General features: G+C 75.0%; 1 protein-coding gene. It reads left to right on the top strand.

The genetic code is table 11. The features are described from left to right. Positions 1-197: 197 nt before the first annotated feature. Positions 198-836, top strand: a 639-nt coding sequence (locus GT042_RS03600) for a putative protein N(5)-glutamine methyltransferase (protein WP_161307239.1), incomplete at its 3' end; no start/stop codon positions are given.

The raw sequence follows: 836 nt of genomic DNA, 5'->3' as shown, positions 1-836 counted from the left end.
GGCGCGGCGGGGGAGGTCCCGCGCCGCCCGGGGCCGGCGCGGCCTCGGGTAGAGTGAAGTCGTCCGTCAGCAGTGAACGATCGAGGAGGTGGACCCCATTACCGCTGTATCAGGCCGGGTGCTCCCCCTCACGGCCGTGCGGTCCGACCGACCCAGGTGACCGCGGGAGCGCCCGAAGGCGTTCCCGAAAGGCTCCGATGCCGGTTCCACCGTCATTTCTCCCCCTCTCCGCCGCGGTCAGCAGACTCCGCGCCGCCGGCTGTGTCTTCGCCGAGGACGAGGCGCGACTGATCCGCTCCACGGCCCGCACCCCCGCCGAACTCACCTCCATGGTGGACCGGCGTGTCCACGGGCTTCCTCTCGAACACGTCCTGGGCTGGGCGGAGTTCCGGGGCCGCCGGATCACCGTCGACCCCGGGGTGTTCGTCCCGCGCCGCCGTACCGAATTCCTCGTCGACCAGGCCGTGGCCCTCGCACGCCCCGGCGCCGTCGTGGTCGACCTGTGCTGCGGCTCGGGCGCCCTGGGCGCGGCGCTCGCCGCCGAGCTGGACGGGGTGGAGCTGTACGCGTCCGACATCGACCCCGCCGCCGTCCGGTGCGCCCGGAGCAATGTCGCCGCCGCGGGAGGCCGGGTGTACGAGGGCGACCTGTACGACCCGCTCCCCGCCGAGCTGGCCGGACGCGTCGACGTCCTGCTCGCGAACGTGCCGTACGTCCCGACCCGGGAGATCGCGCTGCTGCCCCCGGAGGCCCGGCTGCACGAGGCGCGGGTGGCGCTCGACGGGGGAGCGGACGGCCTCGACGTCCTGCGGCGGGTGACCGCCGGGGCAGCGCGC

Origin of the sequence: Streptomyces sp. SID3212, assembly GCF_009865405.1 — a bacterium.
Lineage (GTDB): Bacteria > Actinomycetota > Actinomycetes > Streptomycetales > Streptomycetaceae > Streptomyces.
Note: the sequence above shows the minus strand (reverse complement) of the source record. Positions and strands in the feature narration are given on the sequence as shown.